Here is a 17,985-nt window from a genome sequence, read left to right as displayed (position 1 = left end):
AACGCAAATGCCCGTACCGCAACATATCTTCGAGCCGCCGTTCAACATCATCCGCTCCAGCCACGTCGTGCTCGGCGTCACCGACCTGAAGTTGAGCCGCGCGTTCTACGAGACGGTCGTCGGCCTGCATGTCGAGGATTCCGACGATGATGTCGTTTACCTGCGCGCGGCCGAAGAGCATCAGCACCACTCGCTGGTGCTGCGCAAGGCGGCGGTGCCGGCCTGTAACCGGCTCGGCTTCAAGGTCGGCAATGACGGCGATCTCGAGAAGGCGGCAAAGTTTCTCTCCGAGAACGGTCTTGGCTACGCTTTCGTCGATCAGCCGTTCCAGGGCCGCACGCTGCAATTCACCGACCCCTTCGGCTTCGAGATCGAGCTCTATGCGGCGATGGAGCGCCGACCGCATCTGCTGCGCCGCTTCGATCTCTACCGGGGATGCCACCCGCAGCGGCTCGATCATTTCAACGTGTTTGCGGCCGAGGTGCAGGACACCGTCGAGTTCTACGCGCGGCTCGGCTTCCGTCTCACCGAATACGCCGAAGAGGACGGACCGAATGGCCGCATCGCGGCGGCCTGGATGCATCGCAAGGGCAATGTCCACGATTTTGCGATCACCAACGGCAAGGGCCCGCGGCTGCATCATTTCGCCTACTGGACGCCGACGGCGATGAACATCATCCATCTCTGCGACGTCATGGCCTCCGCAGGTTTCGTCAAGAACATCGAGCGCGGCCCCGGCCGTCACGGCATCTCGAACGCATTCTTCCTTTACGTCCGCGATCCTGATGGACATCGGCTGGAGCTCTACACCAGCGATTACTTTACCGGAGATCACGACCACGAACCGCTGCGCTGGTCGCTGCGCGATCCGCGCCGCCAGACGCTGTGGGGCGCGCCGGCGCCGCGCTCCTGGTTCGAGCAGGGCTCGCCGTTCCCGGGCCAGGCCGTGCGCGAGCCGAAATTCGTGGCCGACGTGCTGGTGGCGGATTGAGCCATGAAACTCCCTCGCCTCGCCACCTACTCGGTCAAGGGTGAAACCCGTTACGGCGCCGTCTTGGAGGGCGGCATTGTCGATCTCTCGGCGCGCTATGCGAAAGACTATCCGACGCTGCGCGAGATCATCGCGGCCGGCAAGCTGGTGAGCCTTGCCGAGGAAGCCGCCGGCCGCACGCCGGTTCACGCGCTCAGCGAGATCACCTGGCTGCCGCCGGTGCCCGCACCGGAAAAGATCATCTGCATCGGCGTCAACTATCCTGACCGCAATGCCGAGTACAAGGACGGCCAGGACGCGCCGAAATATCCGAGCATGTTCATGCGGGGGCCACGCTCCTTCGTCGGCCACGACACGCCACTGGTGCGTCCGCACGCTTCGGCGCAGCTCGACTACGAGGGCGAGATCGTGCTGGTGATCGGCAAGGAGGGCCGGCACATCAAGGAAAGCGCCGCGCTCGATCACATCGCCGCACTGACGCTCTGCAACGAAGGCTCGGTGCGCGACTGGCTGCGCCACGCCAAATTCAACGTCACGCAGGGCAAGAATTTCGATTCCAGCGGCAGCCTCGGGCCATGGCTGGTGCCTTACACCAGGGAAGCCCAGCTTGCCGATATCCGCCTGACCACGCATGTCAACGGCGAACTGAGGCAGGACGACCGCACCAGCCGGCTGATGTTTCCGTTCCGCTATCTCATCAGCTATATCTCGACCTTCGCGACGCTCGTGCCCGGCGACATCATCGTCACGGGCACGCCGACCGGCGCCGGTGCGCGGTTCGATCCGCCGCGCTATCTGAAGCCCGGAGATGTGATCGAGGTCGCAGCGGAAGGCATCGGCATCTTGCGCAACGGTGTCGTCGACGAAGCCTGAACAAGATTGGAATGATGCAATGACCACCCTCACCGGCGGCGAAGCGATCGTAAGCGGGCTCGTCGCCCACGGTGTCGACACCGTGTTCGGCCTGCCCGGCGCACAGGTCTACGGCCTGTTCGACGCCTTCCACCAAGCCCGGCTCAAGGTCATCGGCGCGCGGCACGAGCAGGCCTGCGGCTACATGGCGTTCGGCTATGCCCGTTCGAGCGGCAAGCCAGGCGTATTCAGCGTGGTGCCCGGCCCCGGCGTGCTCAATGCGAGCGCGGCGCTGCTCACCGCCTTCGGCTGCAACGAGCCGGTGCTGTGCGTCACCGGCCAGGTGCCGACGCAATTTCTCGGCAAGGGGCGCGGCCATCTGCACGAGATGCCGGATCAGCTCGCCACCTTGCGCAGCTATGTGAAATGGGCTGACCGTATCGAACATCCGGCTAACGCGCCGACCACCGTGGCACGAGCCTTCCAGGAGATGACCTCAGGCCGGCGCGGCCCCGCCTCGGTCGAGATGCCCTGGGACATTTTTACGCAGCGCGCCGACACCGCCGCAGCGCAGGTGCTGGAGCCACTGCCCGCGCCGCAACCCGACCCTGACATGATCAAGCAGGCCGCCGCGCTCATCAAAGGCAGCAAGGCGCCGATGATCTTCGTCGGCAGCGGCGCGATCGAGGCGCGCGAGGAAATCCTCGAGCTGGCCGAAATGATCGATGCACCCGTGGTCGCCTTCCGCAGCGGCCGCGGCATCGTCTCCAATGCGCACGAGCTTGGCCTGACCATGGCCGCCGCCTACAAGCTTTGGCCGAAGACGGACCTGATGATCGGCATCGGCACGCGGCTGGAGTTGCCGACCATGTCGCGCTGGCCATACCAGCCCGACGGCCTCAAGAGCATCCGCATCGACATCGATCCCGTCGAGATGCGGCGCTACCCGTCGAACACCGCGATCGTCGCTGACGCCAAGGCCGCAACCGCCGATCTCGCCGCCGCCGTCAGCAAGGCGGGCTACAGCAAGGCGTCGAGCCGCCGCGCCGCGATCCGCGAGGCCAGTGCGGCCGCGCTGGCAGAGATCCAGCGCGTCCAGCCGCAGATGGCTTATCTCAACATTTTGCGTGAGGTGCTGCCGGCGAGCGCAATCGTCACAGACGAATTGTCCCAGTTCGGCTTCGCCTCCTGGTACGGCTTTCCGATCTACCAGCCGCGTACCTTCATCACCTCGGGCTATCAGGGCACGCTCGGCTCGGGCTTCCCGACCGCGCTCGGCGCCAAGGTCGCCAATCCTGACAAGCCCGTGGTGGCGATCACCGGCGATGGCGGCTTCATGTTCGGCGTGCAGGAACTCGCCACCGCCGTGCAGTTCAACATCGGCGTGGTGACGCTGGTGTTCAACAACAACGCCTATGGCAATGTCCGCCGCGACCAGCGCGAACGCTTCGACGGCCGCGTGGTGGCGTCGGATCTGGTCAATCCCGACTTCGTGAAGTTGGCGGAATCCTTTGGTGTCGCCTCCGCGCGCGTCACCGCGCCGGATCAGTTCAAGGCGGCGATGGAGAAGGCGCTCGCGCATGGCGGCCCCTATCTGATCTCGGTCGAGGTGACGAGAGATTCGGAAGTCAGCCCGTGGGCGTTCATTCACCCGCCGAAGCCGTAGACGGAGACATCGGCTTTCCGGGACTCTTCCCTTCTCCCCTCGCGGGAGCCGGAAATCAGCGCGTCCGGCGGAACGTCAGATTGATCCTGATGCGCCCGAGCAGCGGGTGCTCGCCCGCCGCGAGCGGCGCCACGCCGTGAAAGGCGAGCCTGCTAGGCCCGCCCCAGACCACGACGTCACCATGAACAAGCCGAAAACGGCGCGGCTTGTCGGCGCGCGCCAGGCCGCCGAACAGGAAGGTCGCGGGCAGGCCGAGCGAGACCGAGACGATCGGTGCCGAGAAATCCAGCTCGTCCTTGTCCTGATGCAGCGACAGCCGCGTGCCGGGCTCGTAGCGATTGACCAGGCAGGCATCGGGCGCAAAGCTTTGGAAGCCACCCTGCTCCGCGGCGCGGCGGGCGAGATCGCGCAGCACTTGCGGCATCGCCGGCCACGGCGCGCCGGTGCGCGGATCGATGGGATCATAGCGATAGCCGGTGTGATCGGTGATCCAGCCGCGCTCGCCGCAATTGGTCATGGCGACCGACATCTGGTAGCCGCCGGGCGTCGTCATGCGGCGGAACGGCGACTGCGCCACGATGGCGCGCACTGCTTCGATCAGCTCGCTTTCGATCGGCCTGACGAAGCCGCGCAGCAGCACGGCGCCGACGGCGAATTCCTCGCGCGACGGCTGGGCCTCGGCAACGCTATCGAACAGATCAGCCGTCAATCGCGGCGCTCATTTGGCATCGTGAAAGATCACACCCAGCGTGTGGCGCTGACCGGACCTGATCCGGCTGACGCCATGGCGCAGATTAACGCGATATGTGCCGCGCGTCCCCTGCACCGGACGGTGATGCACAGCGAAAGCAACCGCATCGCCCTGTGCCAGCGGAACCACCTCGGCGCGCGACTGCATGCGCGGGCGCTGCTCGGTCAGCACGAACTCGCCGCCGGTGAAATCGCGGCCGGGCTCGGACAGGAGAATCGCGACCTGAAGCGGGAACACGTGCTCGCCATAGAGATCCTGATGCAGGCAATTGTAGTCGCCAGCCTCGTATTGCAGCAGCAGCGGCGTCGGCCGCGGCTGCCCCGCCTCGTGGCAGCGCTTCAGGAAGGTCGCATGCGCCGTGGGATAGCGGATGTCGATCCCCATTGCCTCATTCCAGCTGTTAGCGACGCCTTGCAGATGTGCGTAGAGCGCCGGGCGCAGTTGGGCGATGATATCGGGCAGCGGATAGGAGAAGTATTTGTATTCTCCGCGGCCAAAACCGTGGCGCCCCATGACGATGCGGCTGCGGAAGTGCGCGTCGTCGGAATAGAGGGCGGAGATGGCGCGGCACTGGTCGGGCGTGAGCAGGCCCTTCAACACGGCGCAGCCGTGGGAATCGAGTTCGGCGGCGATTTGGGGCCAGTCGAGGGCCTCGACATGGGAGGCGAGGTCAGGAAGCGAAAGTTGAGCTGATTTACGTGCGGTCATTGTCATGGCAATCACCTTCGCAGCCGGACGTTCGCTCCGCCACCCGATTTCCGATGAGTCCCTCTCCGTCATCGCGAGCGGAGCGAAGCAATCCGGAGTCCCACCGCGGAACCGGTCTGGATCGCTTCGCGCGCAATGACGGAGGAGAGAGCTGCGGCGCGCGCCACCACGGCGGAGAGAGATCAGCCCCTCACCGGCAGCGTCACCACGTGGTAGCCATGCCTGATCGTCCTCTTCAGCACGGGATCCTCAAGCTCGAAATCGAAGCGCTCGGCCGGGCGGATGCCGCCCTTGGCGGCGAAGGTGCCGCCGAACATGGCGCAGCCGTCGGGGAATTTTCCGCCCTCGAAGCCTCGCGCGATCAGGTCGGCGACCGGCAGCATCGCGTCCAGCGTGCCCTCCTGGTAGAGCACGCGCACGCCGTTGATCGTGGCGTAGGAGCGCAGGATCAGCTTGTCCCAATGGCCGATGACGTCTTCGAGCTCCCACAGCGTGGAGGCGATCGGCTTGTCGCACATCTGCTTGGAGACAGTCACGCTGTAGGCCTCGACCTTGCGGTCGGTGTGGTCGGAGCCGCACCCGACGAAGATACGGCCCTGCCAGCCGATCAGCACGAACTCGACTTCGCCGGAAGAATTTCCGCCGGTGCATTCGATGCTGTCTTCCTGGGTCAGCCGCCGCGCCGAGGCGCGGTAGTAGATCGGGGTGGAGGCCGGCGGGGCGATACCCATCTCCTGCAGCTCGGCGATGTGCTTGTCGCGCGCAACGGGATCGCGGCCGGTCCAGCCGGCGATGACCATCTGATCGATCGCCAGCGTCAGCGGCGTGGTGGTATCCTCCGCGTCGACGGTGAAAGTGAGGTCAAACACGGATGACGGCCTCCATGCCCGCAGCCAGCTCGAAGATGCGGCGATCGGAGCCACCCGCGCCTGCAAGCATCAGGCCGACCGGCACCTCGCCCTCGCGATGCGCCGGCAGCGAGATGGCGCAGCCGTCGATCATGTTGATCAGGGTGCAATTGCGCAGCGCGCGCATGTTTTGGGTGGTGAAGGCCTTGTCGTCGGCGAGATCAGCGATCTTCGGCGGAGTGTTGGCGGTGGTCGGCAGCACCAGCCCGTCAAAGACTGCGATGCGGGCGTTGACCCGCGCAATCAACGAGCGGCGCTCGTTGAGGAGATCGATGTAGTCGGCCGCGCTCTGCGCCTCGCCGCGCATGATGCGCACGGACACGCGGGGGTCGTAGACGTCGCCCTTGGAGGTGATGAGGTAGCGATGCCAGGCGAAGCTTTCGGACGCCGCAAAGCCGCCCTTGGCGTTCATCGGGCCGATGTCGTGGAACTCCGGCATCTCGATCCGCTCGATGATGGCGCCGTGATCGGCGAGCGACTTCAGCGCGCGCTCGAACGTCTCGGAAACCGCTGAATCGAGATCCTCGAGCGCGATGGTGGTCGGCACCGCCAGCCGCATTCCCTTCACCGGGCGCGGCTTCAGCGCTGTGATCGCCTCGTTCGCGAGCACCGCATCGAGAATGGCGCAGCAGCTGACCGATCGCGCCAGGGGTCCTATGCTGTCGAGCGAGAACGACAGCGGCACGGAACCGTCCAGCGGCACGCGGCGCTGCGTCGGCTTGTAGCCGACGATGCCGTTATAGGCGGCGGGAATGCGGCAGGAGCCGCCGGTGTCGGTGCCGAGCGCGCCGTGCGCCATGCCATCCAGCACGGAGACGGCGGCGCCGGAGGACGAGCCACCGGGCACGTGGCCCTCGGCCCGGTTCCAGGCGCCTTTGGGTGTGCCATAGTGCGGATTGATGCCGATGCCGGAATAGGCGAACTCGGTCATGTTGGTGCGGCCGATCACGACGAAGCCGGCCTTGCGCAACCGCGCCACCGTGGCGGCGTCCTGCTCGGCCGGCGGGGAATCGTCGAGCGCGCGGGACCCGGCGCGGGTCACCTGGCCCTTGATGTCGAACAGATCCTTGATCGAGACCGGGATACCGGCATAGCGCGACGGCGCGGCCTTGGCCTTGCGCAGGGCATCCATCGCATCGGCCGTCGCGAGCGCAGCATCCTTGTCGACACGGATGAAGGTGCGCTGCCCCTCGCCGGCCGGATCGGCGATCCTGGCGATGCAGGCCTCGACCAGCTTGCGCGAGGTGGTACGGCCGCTTTCGAGGTCGTCGGCCAATGTAGCGAGGGTCGGGGCATTCGGCATGTCTGGTTCGCCTGCGTCGGGCGCGGCCACAACGTCGCCGCGCTATTTCAATCCAAAATAGGCGCGCCGCAGCGCCTCGTTGTCGGTCATCTCGGCAACGCTGCCGGAAAAGCGAATGCGCCCGCCTTCCAGAACAAATACGCGCGTTGCCACTTCAAGGAAACCGATATTCTGCTCCGCGATCAAAAGCGCGATGCCGCGCCCCTGCAGGCCGTTCAGAATGCGGATGACCTCCTTGACGAACAGGGGCGACAGCCCGGCCGAGGGCTCGTCCATGACGAGAAGCTTCGGCTCGGCCGCGAGCGCCTTGGCGATCCCGAGCATCTTGCGCTGTCCGCCCGACAGGCTGGAGGCCGCGTCGCGGCGCTTGTCGCGCAGCACAGGAAACAGACCGTAGAGCTCGTCGAGTCGCCGGCGGGGATTGGCATGTCCCAGCGCCTGAGCCCCGACCAGAATATTCTCCTCGATCGACAGGTCGGGAAACACCGCGAGCTCCGACATGTAGGTCATGCCGAGCTTCATGCGGTCACTGGAGCGCATATGCGCGATATTCCGCCCGGCCAGCGCGATGCTGCCGTGACGGGCCTCGACCAGGCCGACCAGCGATTTCAGGAACGTGGTCTTGCCGGCACCATTGGCGCCGAGCAGCAGCACCGTCTCGCCCGCTTTGACATCGAGATCGACGCCCCACAGCACCTGCATGGTGCCGTAGCCCGCATCGACGCCTTCTGCGTGAAGAAGAGGCGTTGCGTCAGGCGGCATGCTCGCCTCCCAAAAACACCTCGATCACCTGCGGTTCCTTCACGGCCGCAGCGAGCTTGCCTTCGAAGATCTCCTTGCCGGCATTGAGAACGATGACACGATCGGTGATGTGCTCGATGAACCCCATCAGATGCTCGACGACGATGATCGACATGCCGCTTGCGGCAAGCTGCTTGATCCGCTCGGCAATCCAGTCGAGCTCGGCGGGATTGAGCCCGGCTGCGAGCTCGTCGAGCAGCAGCAGGCGTGGTCGCGTGGCCAACGCGCGAACCAGATCCAGCATCTTCTGCTGCGCGCTGTTGAGATCGGCGGCCGGACGATCCGCGACGGCGGCCAGACGATATTCGTCAAGCAGCGCGTCGAGCCCCGGCGGCGTTCCTCCGATGTGCCCGTAGGCCAAGGCCACCCTGACGTTCTCGCGTACGGTCAGCGACATGAACGGCTTCGGCACCTGGAAAGTCCGGTTGATACCGCGATGGACAAGTTTGTGGGACGCAGTGCCGCCGATGGAGACGTCGTCGAACACGACGTCTCCGCCATCAGGTGCGTAGAGGCCTGATATCACGTTGATGGCCGTAGTCTTTCCCGACCCGTTCGGACCGACCAGCCCCAACACTTCACCTGGCGCGGCATGAAAGCTCAAGCCGTCGAGTGCGACGAAGCCGCCAAAGCGTTTCACCAGCTTGCGGACGCTGAGAATGGGTTTCGTATCAGGGGACATTCCAGCCCCTCCGCGTCGCCAGCGAGACCAGGCCGGCCGGCAGGAACAACACCAACCCCATGATGAGGAGACCGTAGATGAGCTGGAAATATTGCGGGGTCGTGAACCCGATCAGGTTGTAGACGCCGTACAGGATCAAGACGCCGATGATCGGACCGGAGATCGTCGCAACACCGCCGAACAGCGCGAAGACGATCGCGAAGATGCTGAAATCGCCGCTGAAGACGTTGTCGGGATAAAACACGGAGACGTACCAGGCATAAATGCCGCCCGCGAGCCCCGCCACCAGGGCCGACGCGAGCCATGCGGCGATACGCATCTTGACGACGTTGACCCCGGACATCGACGCGCTCACCGCGTCTTCGCGGACGGCCTGCAGTGCCAGCCCGAAGCTCGAGTTCTTCAGGAAGACGACGCCGCCCACCGTCAGCGCCAGCACGACCAGGGCCGCATAGTAGGCGTATGTCGGGTTGAACGTGCCCGTCAGCGACACGCCGTACGGCCCCTTGGTGATGCCCTCCAATGCGGGGTTGGCGACAAGATGCAGCACGGCCAGTGACGCAGCGAGATTGGCAATGGCGAAATAGGCACCGGACAGCCGCAGCAATGGCGTCAGCAAGAGGCCGAGCAGGACGGCGACCAGCCCCGACGCCAGCACCGCCACGATCGCCGGCGACTGGTAGTGCATCACCAGCACCGCAAATCCGTAAGCACCGGCCCCGAAGAAGCCGACGTAGCCGAAGGGTAGATAGCCGGTGAATCCGTAGATGATGTTGACGCCCTGCGCGAGGATCAGGAACGTGACGAAATTGAACAGCAGCAGATGATTCTGGTAGAGGCCCGGCAGGATCGCGAACGCGGCGATCAACGGCACCAGGATGAGCAGCACATGCTTGACGGCACTAGGCAACGCGCACCCGCCTTCCAAGCAGGCCGCTCGGACGTAGCAAGAGGATCAGAATCAGCAGCACGTAGGGCAGAAGGTCGGCCCACGAGCTGAGATAGGTCTGCACCATCATGTAGCAGACGCCGTAGACGACGCCACCAAGCGCAGTGCCGAGCGGATTGCCGAGCGAGCCCAGCACGACGATCGCAAACGACGTCACGGTCGCGTCAGCACCGAAAGCCGGCGTGATCGAACCGAACATGAACGGCGCAAACACGCCCGCAACCGCAGCAAGCCCAAGTCCGATTCCGAAGGCCGCGGCCGAGACGCGATCGACGTCGATGCCCGAGGCCAGCGCCTCGTCGCGTCGCGACATCACGGCGCGCGTCAAAGTGCCGAGCCGCGTGCGATAGAGATAAACGTAGACAAGGCCGATCGCGACCAGGCTGGTTGCCGCCGCGATCACCCAGGGCGCAGGAAACCCCTGACCGAGGATGCGAATGGGGCCGCTCGGCCCAGGCTTGCCGCCGAACAGCTGCGCCTGGATGGTCGAGAAAACCGTGCCGAGCAGCCGGCTCTGGATCGAGCGCTCGCTGGTGCCTGCGAAGATCGTGGTGATGGCTTCGACCACCTGCGAGAGGCCGAAAAACAGGATGATCGACAGCATTTCCGGATTTGCGGATCCCTGCAGGCGCGGCACCAGCACCCAATAGAGCAGCGTGCCGACCAGCAGAAACAAGACGAATGCCAGCGGCACCGCGAACAGCGGGTCTATCCCCGCCAGGGTGACGACGCCCAGCGCCACGAAGGCGCCGAGCATCAACACGTCGCCATGCGCAAGATTGACGATGCGCATGACGCCGAAGACGAGATTGAGTCCCATACCGACCAGGCTGAAATACAGCCCGAACAGCACGCCGGCGACCAACGCGTAGGTCAGCATCGCAAGCCGGCTCCCGGGTTTCGCGCAGCAGGTTTGTCCCTCATGGCCGCGGATAGACCGGCTTTCCGGTCGCCGTCTCGTGAGGATAGATCGAGATGAACTTGATGTGGCCGTGATCGCCAAGCTCGAGCTGGCCGAGCGGCGTGAGTTCGCCGATCTGGCCGCCCATCTCGTCGAGCGCGAAGGTCCCGTCCAGCGTCTTCAGCTGATTGGACAGGCTGAAGGCGGCTTTGCGCAGCTCCAGCTGATCGAGGCTGGTCGCGACCGACAGGGTCTTTTCGATCACCAGAGCCGTCGTATATCCGGCGACCGAGTTGAAGCCGAACTCGACCTTGCCGTCGGTATATTTCTTGTCCCAGGCCGCCTTGTACTCGTCCATGTTCATCCCGAAGTTCACCGGATATTTCAGCTCCTGCGGCGGGACGTAGGTGAAGACGTGCTCGAGGCCCTTCTCGCCGACGTTCTTTTCGAGCAGCTCCGTCTCCAGACCCGCATAGATAGAGAACAGCATCTTGAAGTTGACGCCGACGTCCTGGACGTTGCGAAGGAACGCGATGTCGTTCGGCGCATAGCCGAAGTGAATCACCGCATCCGGATTCGTATTGGCGATGTTGTTGATGATGACGGTGTAGTTGGTCGTCTCGGTCGGAACGCCCTGATCGTAGACGATCTCGATCGGCGCGCCCGAGTCCTTGACGAATTTGCGGAAGGCATTCGCCTGCGTGCCCGTGAACTCGTTGGTCGCGTAGAGAATCGCGATCTTCTTGATGCCGAGGCCGGGCCCATCATGCGAAACGAAATCGGCGACGGGCTTCGGCCAGATGGTCGACACCGGATCGGCCATCAAGGCGATGTACGGATTGTCCTTGGAGAAGAAGCTGGCGCCGGTGCCGGTCTGATTGAACAGGAACATCTTGTGGTCGCGGGCAATCGCAACCGCAGGCGCGGTCAGCACCGAGCCGGAATCGGCGACCAGAAGATCAACCTTATCCTGTGTGATCAGCTGATTATACAACGTGGCCGCGGTCGCCGTGTTGCTCTGGTCGTCATAGGCAACGAGCTTGATCGGGATCTTCTTGTCGAACGCCTTCACAAACACGCCGCCCTCGGCGTTCTTCTGGTCGGCCCACAGCTTCAGTCCGTAGTGAACAGGCATCGAGATGGAGGCATAGCGCCCGCTCGACGCGTAAAGCGTGCCGATCTTGATCTCGGCCGGCGCGTCCGCAGCAAGGGCCGGCGCAGCGAAGGTCAGACCTGCAATCAGCGCAACGCCCAGTGTTCTCAACATGGAATCCTCCCGATCTCTTCTTGTCTCGGCATCAATGTACCGTGCGGCCCTACTGACACACAAGCATGCCAACCGCAATTGTGCGCATGGTGGAATACATGGCTTGCAGATCTCAGTGCTGGACCGTTGACGCGCGACAGTCAATTGGCGCATCAAGATTGAAACGGGGCGAGCATCAGGCTTTCGCCTTTGGGAGGAGCTGCCGAGATGGCCGAACCGCAGCGCGCGCGACCGAAACCGACGCCGGAAACCCAGCATTTCTGGGAGGGCACGAAAGCCGGCGAATTGCGCCTGCAACGCTGCGACGCCTGCGCGCATGTCTATTTCCCGCCGCGTCCGTTCTGCCCGTCCTGCGCTTCGCGCAAGGTCTCCGTCTTCCAGGCCAGCGGCAAGGGTTTCCTCTACAGCTACGTGATCAACCATCGCCCCGCCGCACCCGGCTTCACGCCGCCTTACGCGATCGCCGTGGTCGAGCTCGCCGAGGGGCCGCGCATGATGAGCAACATCATCGACTGTCCGCAGACGCCTGAGGCACTCGAGCTCGACATGAAGCTCGAGGTCGCCTTCGAGGCGCTCGACGACAAGATCACGCTCCCCGTGTTCCGTCCGGCGAAGGGCTAGATCATGCGCAAGAACCAGGTTGCCGTCGTCGGTGCGGCCGAGACCACCGAGCTCGGCGTGATCCCCAACATGTCGCAGCTCCAGCTTCACGCGGACGCGGCGCTCAACGCCGTCGCCGATGCCGGGTTGAAGCTGTCGGACATCGACGGTTTCGCCACAGCCGTCGAGACGCCGCAGCAGGTCTGCCACTATCTCGGCATCAAGCCGACCTGGGTGGACGGCACTTCTGTCGGCGGCTGCTCCTTCATGCTGCACGTTCGCCATGCGGCTGCGGCGATCGAGGCCGGCCTGTGCAAGACCGTGCTGATCACGCATGCCGAGAGCGGCAAGTCGATGATCGGCAAGGCGCCACGCTCGATCCCGGCCGACAGCCTGCAGGGCCAGTTCGAGGCCCCCTACGGTGTCTACGGGCCGCCCAGCATGTTCCCGATCCCCGTGCTGCGTTTCATGAAGACCTACGGCATCACCCATGAGCAGCTTGCCTCGGTCGCGGTGGTGCAGCGTGAATGGGCCGCGAGAAATCCGCGCGCCACGATGAAGGACCCGATCACGGTCGCCGACGTCCTCAACTCGCGCATGATCGCCTATCCGTTCCGCCTGCTGCAGTGCTGCCTCGTCACTGACGGCGGCGGCGCGCTGATCCTGACCTCGGCCGACCGTGCCAAGGATTTTCCTCGCAAGCCCGTCTACATCATGGGCACCGGCGAGAGCGTGGAAACGCCGATGGTGAGCCAGATGGAGACGTTCAACTCCTCGCGTGCGTTCAAGACTGCAGGGCCGCTCGCCTTCAAGGAGGCCGGCATCGCGCACAGGGACGTCGATCACCTCATGATCTACGACGCTTTTGCACATCTGCCGTTGTTCGGCCTCGGCGATCTCGGCTTCATGCCATACGAGGAGACGGGCAGATTCATCGCGGATGGCAACACGCGGCCGGGAGCTGAGCTTCCGCTCAACACCAATGGCGGCGGATTGAGCTACATGCATTCCGGCATGTACGGCATGTACGCGCTCCAGGAGAGCGTGCGCCAGATGCGCGGCATCGCGCCGGCGCAGGTCCCTGGCGCGAAGATTTCGGTGTGCCACGGCGTTGGCGGCATGTTCGCCGCATCAGGCACGATCGTGTTCACGAACGAGAGGTAACCCCACATGAGCAAATCACTGCAGGACAAGGTCATCATCGTCACCGGCGCAGGCCGGGGCATCGGCCGCGAGATCGCGCTGCTCTGTGCGGCTGAGGGCGCCAAGGTCGTCGTCAACGATCCCGGGGGCGCCGCCGACGGCGCCGGCTCGAGCGCGACACCTGCCGAGGAGGTGGTCGAGGAGATCAAGAAGCGCGGCGGCGTCGCAGTGCCCAACTTCGAGTCGGTGGCGGAAGCCGTGCCCGCCAGCAAGATCGTGAAGACCGCGACCGATCATTTCGGCCGGCTCGACGGCGTCGTCAACAATGCCGGCATCCTGCGCGACATGATCTTTCACAAGATGAGCGTGGAAGCGTTCGAGGCCGTCATCAAGGTGCATCTGATGGGCTCGTTCTACGTCAGCCATGCCGCCGCGCGTATCTTCCGCGAGCAGGAGAGCGGCTCCTTCGTGCACTTCACCTCGACCTCCGGTCTGATCGGCAATTTCGGTCAGGCCAATTACGCCGCCGCCAAGCTCGGCATCATCGGCCTGTCCAAGTCGATTGCGCTCGACATGGGCCGCTTCAACGTGCGGTCGAACTGCGTCTCGCCGTTCGCCTGGACCCGTATGATCGGCACCATCCCGACCGAGACCGAGGCGGAGAAGGCGCGGGTCGAGAAGATCAAGCAGATGGGACCCGAAAAGATCGCGCCGATCTGCGCCTACCTGCTCTCCGATGCCGCCAAGGATGTCTCCGGGCAGATCTTCGGTGCGCGCATGAACGAACTGTTCCTGTTCAGCCAGAACCGTCCGCTGCGCTCGGTGCATCGTAGCGAAGGCTGGACGCCGCAGACGATCGCGGAACATGGTATGCCGGCGCTGAAGGGCTCGTTCTACAAGCTGGATCGCTCGGCGGATATCTTCCCCTGGGATCCGGTTTGAGGTTGCGCGAATAGTGAGCAGCGAATGGCGAACAGGGTTCTATTCGCTGCTCGCCATTCGCAACTCGCTCCTTACCCCGTATTCCGCAAGCCTGCCGATATGCCGTTGATCGTGAGCTGAATCCCGCGCAGCACCTGCTCGTCCGGGTTCTGCGCGCGGTGCTCCCGCAAGAGCTCGACCTGCACGTGGTTGAGCGGGTCGAGATAGGGGAAACGGTGGCGCACGGAGCGCTCGAGCAACGGATTGCCCTGCAGCAGCCGGTCCTGCCCCATGATGTCGAGCAATGTCTCGATGCAGGAATGCCATTCCCTGCGGATGCGGCCGAAGATCTTTTCGCGCAGCGCCTCGTCCGGCACCAGCTCGGCATAGCGCGAGGCGATCGCAATCGAGCTTTTCGCAAGCACCATGTCCATGTTCGACAGCAGCATGCGGAAGAACGGCCATTCCTTGTAGAGCTCTTTCAGGAACGGCATGCCCTGTTGCGGGTGCTCCGCGATCCATTGCTCGACCGCGCTGCCGAAGCCATACCAGCCCGGCAGCATCAGGCGGCACTGCGCCCAGGAGAACACCCAGGGGATCGCGCGAAGGTCCTCGATCGCGCGCGTCTTCTTGCGGGAGGCCGGACGGCTGCCGATGTTGAGCGTCGCGATCTCGTTGATCACGGTCGAAGCCCAGAAATATTCGACAAACCCGTCGGTCTCGTAGACGAGGCCGCGATAAGCCTTGAAAGCGAGGTTCGACAGCTCGTCCATCGCCGTCAGATATTCGCGACGCGGCGCGCTCTGGCGCGGCTGGAGCAGACTGGCATCCAGTGTCGCGGCCGCCAGGATTTCGAGATTGTTGCGGCCGACTTCCGCGTTGGAATATTTCGACGAGATGATCTCGCCCTGCTCGGTGATTCGGATCTGGCCGTTTACCGCCCCGCCCGGCTGCGCGACGATGGCATCGTAGCTCGGCCCTCCGCCGCGGCCGACCGAACCGCCGCGGCCGTGGAAAAGACGCAGCCGCACGTGGTGACGCTCGAACACGTCGACGAGGCCGATCTCGGCCTTGTAGAGTTCCCAACCCGAGGTGACGAAGCCGCCATCCTTGTTCGAGTCGGAATAGCCGAGCATGACTTCCTGCACGCTGCCGCGGCTGTCGACGAGGCGGCGGTAATCATGCAGCGACAGCATGCGGTCCATGATGCCTGATGACGCCTGCAAATCCTCGATGGTCTCGAACAGCGGCACGATGTTGATGGCGCTCCGCCCTGAGGGATGGACGAGGCCGACCTCCTTCAGCAGCACCGCCACTTCGAGCATGTCCGACATGCTCTTGCACATCGAGATGATGCATTGGGGAATGGCATCCGAGCCGAACATCGCATGCGCTTCCGCGGCGGCATGGAAGACGTTGAGCTCGCCCATGGTCTCGTCGCTGTATTTGACGAACGGCGAGACCAACGCACGCGTCGAGCGCAGTTCGTTGGTGAGCAGCGAGATGCGAGCATCCTCGCCGAGCGCAAGATAGGACATGCCGGGATTGGCGGCGTCAATCAGCTCGGCGATGGTTCGTTCGTGCACGGCCGAATTCTGGCGGATGTCGAGCCGCGCCAGATGGAAGCCGAAACAATCCACCGCGCGGCGCAGCAACCGCAGCCGGCCGCGCGCAATGACGCGGGCGTTGTTCGAGATCAGCGAGCGGTGCAGCACATCCAGATCCGCCTGCAACTCCTTGACGCTGCCATAGGGCGCGCCCTTGCCGACGGGGCGGCGGGTGATCTCGACCTCGAGCTTTTCGGCCGTGGCGGTCAGGCGCGCATAGATTCCTGATACCGCGAGGCGATAGGGCTCGCCGCTCCGGTGCGGCGAGGTATCGGGCGAGCGCTCCGCCAGGTTCCGCAGCTCCCCGGAGACGTCGGCGAGATGGGCCGCAATCGACAGTTCCGAGCCGAGCACGTGCAGCTCGTTCAGATAAAACTGCATCACCCGGCTCGACTGAAGCCGCAGCGTGCCGCGCATCACGTCGGCGGTAACGAAGGGATTGCCGTCGCGATCGCCGCCGATCCAGCTGCCCATGCGCAGGAAAGAGGCGAGCTCGCCCGCGGCCTGCTCGCCGCCCTCCTCCAGCCGGTCTTCAAGCGCGTTGACCAGCCGCGGCACCTCGCGAAGGAAGGTATAATCGTAGAACGACAGGCCATTGGCGACCTCGTCGAGCACGGTGAGCTTGGTCCGGCGCAGCAGATTTGTCTGCCACAGCGTCAGCACCTCGCGGCGAAGCTGCTCGTCGCTGGCGGCGGCCTCATCCGCAGTCAAGGCGACGCGCTCGCGGCGGTCGAGCAACGCGGCGATCTCCATCTCGCGGTCCATCGTGCTCTTGCGGCGGACTTCGGTCGGATGCGCGGTCAGCACCGGGCTGACGAGCGCGCTCTTGAAGAAGCTGCGCAACGTATCCGCACCGATACCCGCGGCCTTGGCATTGGCTAAAGTCGACGCCAGGACACCGGAGCCGTTGGTGGCGCTGCGGGCACGCATCTGTCGGATGTTGTTCTGGTCCTCGGCGATGTTGGCGAGGTGGGAAAAATAGCTGAAAGCGCGGACGATCCGCACCGTCTCCGACGTCGACATGCTGTCGAGTATCTGCTCGAGCTCGCGGCGGGCCACCCGGTCCTCGTCGCGGTGGAACCGAATCGAGGTCTGTCGGATGCGCTCGACCAAATCGAACACATCCGCCCCCTCCTGGTCGCGCACCGTATCGCCCAGGATGCGTCCGAGCAGGCGAATGTCGTCGCGCAGGCGGGCATCCGCCTCCAGCGCCTGAACATCCTCAGGCCGGTTCGGTCGTACATCGGCGGCGTCAGATGGCACGGTCTGGAGGGACAAGGCTCGCTCCCCTTTTAGAGCTCCCAATGGCTCCTCGGTCCGGAGTGTGCGATATTTTTCTACCGCAGTGCAAGATGAAGTTGGGGGCGACGCGGCAACGTTCGCCGGTCAAGAGACAATTGCCGACCGGCGCAGACACACGTTATCGCTCTCGCGGCGCGCGCCCGAAGCTTTGCTGGGGCGCAGGGAAGGCCGGGCGCCGGCTGGCACCCAGGGTCCGCACGCGAGGAACGCACGCGGGGTGGCGACAGGTGACGCCGGGACATCCGGGCCTTCCCTGCGCAATGGTTTTACGGCCTATGCCGCGCTCTCCCCGGGGAGCGCTGCACGACGATCGCGAAACATCCCTTTGACGTGCCGGAATGGTTGCGATTTAACCGAAACGATGATTTCGATCAATCAGAAGATTTACATGCCCGTCCATTGACCTCCATGGGGCGTGTTTTGCCTGTCGGGCAACGCGAGGGATTTGGTGTGCACCCAGGGCTGCGGGCCTCCGCCGCCGCGGGAACGCGCAGGACGGGTTGAGCCCTGCGAAACCCATGGTGCTTCGTCATCGGCAGCGGGTTTGATGGTTCGCTTACGCCCTGCCATCGAGCTTCGTCATCGCGGATGGAGTGAGGGGTTTCGCAAGAGCTCAACCGATCATACGAACTT

At 64.4% G+C, this 17,985-nt stretch carries 16 protein-coding genes; 6 read left to right on the top strand and 10 right to left on the bottom strand.

What is annotated here, in order from left to right; all coding sequences use genetic code 11:
• Nucleotides 1-7: 7 nt before the first annotated feature.
• From hpaD to ACVIIW_RS21350, 3 genes are read left to right on the top strand one after another with little or no spacing between them, the layout of a single operon-like run.
• A complete protein-coding gene (hpaD, locus tag ACVIIW_RS21360; RefSeq protein WP_456702530.1) occupies nucleotides 8-991 on the top strand; it encodes a 3,4-dihydroxyphenylacetate 2,3-dioxygenase in 984 nt (327 codons plus the stop codon).
• A 3-nt stretch (nucleotides 992-994) separates the two neighbouring features.
• Nucleotides 995-1,864: a fumarylacetoacetate hydrolase family protein gene (locus ACVIIW_RS21355; RefSeq protein ID WP_456702529.1), complete on the top strand. Its 870-nt coding sequence runs from the start codon at nucleotides 995-997 to the stop codon at nucleotides 1,862-1,864.
• Nucleotides 1,865-1,883: 19 nt separating this feature from the next.
• Nucleotides 1,884-3,509, top strand: coding sequence for a thiamine pyrophosphate-dependent enzyme (locus tag ACVIIW_RS21350; protein WP_456702528.1), 1,626 nt, complete (start codon nucleotides 1,884-1,886; stop codon nucleotides 3,507-3,509).
• A 55-nt stretch (nucleotides 3,510-3,564) separates the two neighbouring features.
• Here ACVIIW_RS21350 and alkB read toward each other — a convergent pair whose 3' ends face one another.
• The 9 genes from alkB to ACVIIW_RS21305 form a co-directional block, all read right to left on the bottom strand.
• Nucleotides 3,565-4,218 (bottom strand): DNA oxidative demethylase AlkB, encoded by a 654-nt coding sequence (alkB, locus tag ACVIIW_RS21345; protein WP_456702527.1) that lies wholly within the window; start codon nucleotides 4,216-4,218, stop codon nucleotides 3,565-3,567.
• A 9-nt stretch (nucleotides 4,219-4,227) separates the two neighbouring features.
• A complete protein-coding gene (locus ACVIIW_RS21340; protein WP_456702526.1) occupies nucleotides 4,228-4,974 on the bottom strand; it encodes a 2OG-Fe(II) oxygenase in 747 nt (248 codons plus the stop codon).
• Nucleotides 4,975-5,150: 176 nt separating this feature from the next.
• Entirely contained in the window at nucleotides 5,151-5,837 is a 687-nt protein-coding gene (locus tag ACVIIW_RS21335) for a DUF2848 domain-containing protein (protein WP_456702525.1), read from the bottom strand.
• Nucleotides 5,830-7,179 (bottom strand): amidase, encoded by a 1,350-nt coding sequence (locus ACVIIW_RS21330; protein ID WP_456702524.1) that lies wholly within the window; start codon nucleotides 7,177-7,179, stop codon nucleotides 5,830-5,832. Before ACVIIW_RS21330 ends, ACVIIW_RS21335 begins: the two co-directional genes overlap by 8 nt.
• Before the next feature lie 42 nt (nucleotides 7,180-7,221).
• Nucleotides 7,222-7,941: an ABC transporter ATP-binding protein gene (locus ACVIIW_RS21325; protein WP_456702523.1), complete on the bottom strand. Its 720-nt coding sequence runs from the start codon at nucleotides 7,939-7,941 to the stop codon at nucleotides 7,222-7,224.
• The gene (locus tag ACVIIW_RS21320; RefSeq protein WP_456702522.1) at nucleotides 7,931-8,662 is read right to left on the bottom strand and encodes an ABC transporter ATP-binding protein; all 732 of its coding nucleotides are present in this window, start codon (nucleotides 8,660-8,662) and stop codon (nucleotides 7,931-7,933) included. Before ACVIIW_RS21320 ends, ACVIIW_RS21325 begins: the two co-directional genes overlap by 11 nt.
• The gene (locus ACVIIW_RS21315) at nucleotides 8,652-9,572 is read right to left on the bottom strand and encodes a branched-chain amino acid ABC transporter permease (RefSeq protein WP_456702521.1); all 921 of its coding nucleotides are present in this window, start codon (nucleotides 9,570-9,572) and stop codon (nucleotides 8,652-8,654) included. The genes ACVIIW_RS21320 and ACVIIW_RS21315 overlap by 11 nt, the downstream gene beginning before the upstream one ends.
• The gene (locus ACVIIW_RS21310) at nucleotides 9,565-10,491 is read right to left on the bottom strand and encodes a branched-chain amino acid ABC transporter permease (protein ID WP_456702520.1); all 927 of its coding nucleotides are present in this window, start codon (nucleotides 10,489-10,491) and stop codon (nucleotides 9,565-9,567) included. The genes ACVIIW_RS21315 and ACVIIW_RS21310 overlap by 8 nt, the downstream gene beginning before the upstream one ends.
• Before the next feature lie 40 nt (nucleotides 10,492-10,531).
• Nucleotides 10,532-11,779, bottom strand: a complete 1,248-nt coding sequence (locus tag ACVIIW_RS21305) for an amino acid ABC transporter substrate-binding protein (RefSeq protein WP_456702519.1) — start codon at nucleotides 11,777-11,779, stop codon at nucleotides 10,532-10,534.
• A 207-nt stretch (nucleotides 11,780-11,986) separates the two neighbouring features.
• Between ACVIIW_RS21305 and ACVIIW_RS21300 the strand changes: the two genes are divergently transcribed.
• The 3 genes from ACVIIW_RS21300 to ACVIIW_RS21290 are packed head-to-tail and all read left to right on the top strand — an operon-like array spanning nucleotide 11,987 to nucleotide 14,464.
• Nucleotides 11,987-12,400 carry a Zn-ribbon domain-containing OB-fold protein gene (locus tag ACVIIW_RS21300; RefSeq protein WP_456702518.1) on the top strand — a complete coding sequence of 138 codons (414 nt, stop codon included), beginning with the start codon at nucleotides 11,987-11,989 and terminating at the stop codon, nucleotides 12,398-12,400.
• A 3-nt stretch (nucleotides 12,401-12,403) separates the two neighbouring features.
• On the top strand, nucleotides 12,404-13,543 hold the full coding sequence (locus ACVIIW_RS21295) for a thiolase C-terminal domain-containing protein (RefSeq protein ID WP_456702517.1): 1,140 nt from the start codon (nucleotides 12,404-12,406) through the stop codon (nucleotides 13,541-13,543).
• 6 nt (nucleotides 13,544-13,549) lie between these two features.
• The gene (locus tag ACVIIW_RS21290) at nucleotides 13,550-14,464 is read left to right on the top strand and encodes an SDR family oxidoreductase (protein WP_456702516.1); all 915 of its coding nucleotides are present in this window, start codon (nucleotides 13,550-13,552) and stop codon (nucleotides 14,462-14,464) included.
• A gap of 71 nt (nucleotides 14,465-14,535) precedes the next feature.
• On the opposite strand, the gene ppc is transcribed toward ACVIIW_RS21290, so the two are convergent.
• A complete protein-coding gene (gene ppc, locus ACVIIW_RS21285) occupies nucleotides 14,536-17,328 on the bottom strand; it encodes a phosphoenolpyruvate carboxylase (RefSeq protein ID WP_456702515.1) in 2,793 nt (930 codons plus the stop codon).
• Nucleotides 17,329-17,985 lie beyond the last annotated feature (657 nt).

It is taken from the genome of Bradyrhizobium sp. USDA 4449 (assembly GCF_054056275.1).
This window is presented reverse-complemented; position numbering and strand designations above follow the sequence as displayed.

Coding starts and splice junctions, on each gene's coding strand:
- ACVIIW_RS21320 (WP_456702522.1), bottom strand. CDS start 8,662: ATGTCCCCTGATACGAAACCCATTCTCAGCGTCCGCAAGCTGGTGAAA.
- ACVIIW_RS21290 (WP_456702516.1), top strand. CDS start 13,550: ATGAGCAAATCACTGCAGGACAAGGTCATCATCGTCACCGGCGCAGGC.
- ACVIIW_RS21340 (WP_456702526.1), bottom strand. CDS start 4,974: ATGACAATGACCGCACGTAAATCAGCTCAACTTTCGCTTCCTGACCTC.
- ACVIIW_RS21300 (WP_456702518.1), top strand. CDS start 11,987: ATGGCCGAACCGCAGCGCGCGCGACCGAAACCGACGCCGGAAACCCAG.
- ACVIIW_RS21310 (WP_456702520.1), bottom strand. CDS start 10,491: ATGCTGACCTACGCGTTGGTCGCCGGCGTGCTGTTCGGGCTGTATTTC.
- ACVIIW_RS21330 (WP_456702524.1), bottom strand. CDS start 7,179: ATGCCGAATGCCCCGACCCTCGCTACATTGGCCGACGACCTCGAAAGC.
- ACVIIW_RS21325 (WP_456702523.1), bottom strand. CDS start 7,941: ATGCCGCCTGACGCAACGCCTCTTCTTCACGCAGAAGGCGTCGATGCG.
- ACVIIW_RS21350 (WP_456702528.1), top strand. CDS start 1,884: ATGACCACCCTCACCGGCGGCGAAGCGATCGTAAGCGGGCTCGTCGCC.
- ACVIIW_RS21295 (WP_456702517.1), top strand. CDS start 12,404: ATGCGCAAGAACCAGGTTGCCGTCGTCGGTGCGGCCGAGACCACCGAG.
- hpaD (WP_456702530.1), top strand. CDS start 8: ATGCCCGTACCGCAACATATCTTCGAGCCGCCGTTCAACATCATCCGC.
- ACVIIW_RS21355 (WP_456702529.1), top strand. CDS start 995: ATGAAACTCCCTCGCCTCGCCACCTACTCGGTCAAGGGTGAAACCCGT.
- ACVIIW_RS21305 (WP_456702519.1), bottom strand. CDS start 11,779: ATGTTGAGAACACTGGGCGTTGCGCTGATTGCAGGTCTGACCTTCGCT.